The organism is Enterococcus spodopteracolus (genome assembly GCF_030441955.1).
GTDB classification, from domain to species: Bacteria; Bacillota; Bacilli; order Lactobacillales; family Enterococcaceae; genus Enterococcus_B; species Enterococcus_B spodopteracolus.
Genome location: NZ_JARJHD010000058.1, coordinates 1 through 811, shown reverse-complemented (window position 1 = coordinate 811; position 811 = coordinate 1). Strand labels below are relative to the sequence as shown.

Annotated in this window: 2 protein-coding genes; one reads left to right on the top strand and one right to left on the bottom strand. The window is 42.8% G+C overall.

Features of this window, described 5'->3' with window-relative positions; all coding sequences use genetic code 11:
- A partial coding sequence (locus P3R27_RS14435) for an antitermination protein N (protein ID WP_234827897.1) occupies nt 1–330 on the top strand: 330 nt, incomplete at its 5' end.
- Here the strand turns inward: P3R27_RS14435 and P3R27_RS14430 are convergent.
- The coding region (locus P3R27_RS14430) for a superinfection exclusion B family protein (RefSeq protein ID WP_301399137.1) at nt 331–811 on the bottom strand (481 nt) is incomplete at its 5' end.

Sequence of the window (811 nt, the reverse complement as noted above, 5' to 3'; positions counted from 1 at the left end):
ATCCAGATGGATGCACAAACACGCCGCCGCGAACGTCGCGCAGAGAAACAGGCTCAATGGAAAGCAGCAAATCCCCTGTTGGTTGGGGTAAGCGCAAAACCAGTTAACCGCCCTATTCTCTCGCTGAATCGCAAACCGAAATCACGAGTAGAAAGCGCACTAAATCCGATAGACCTTACAGTGCTGGCTGAATACCACAAACAGATTGAAAGCAACCTGCAACGTATTGAGCGCAAGAATCAGCGCACATGGTACAGCAAGCCTGGCGAACGCGGCATAACATGCAGTGGACGCCAGAAAATTAAGGGAAAATCGATTCCTCTTATCTAGTTACTTAGATATTGGCCTTGGCTTTATCTCAATATTATATGGATCATAGCTGGCAACTAATTCAGTCCAGTAAATATCCTCAATAGGGAATAATATATGCTTTCCATTCCATCGGGAAAAAGTTTTGTTCAACACACCAAGCTCAATCAACTCACTAATGTATGGGAATTGTTTTGATGTAACCACATACTTCCTGCCTTCATTAAGGGCTGCGCACAAAACCATAGATTGCTCTTCTGTAAGGTTTTGAATTACTGATCGCACTTTATCGTTTTGCATCTTAATGCGTTTTCTTAGCTTAAATCGCTTATATCTGGCGCTGGCAATAGCTGATAATCGATGCACATTAATTGCTAGCGAAAATGCAAGAGCAAAGACGAAAACATGCCACACATGAGGAATACCGATTCTCTCATTAACATATTCAGGCCAGTTATCTGGGCTTAAAAGCAGAAGTCCAACCCAGATAACGATCATATAC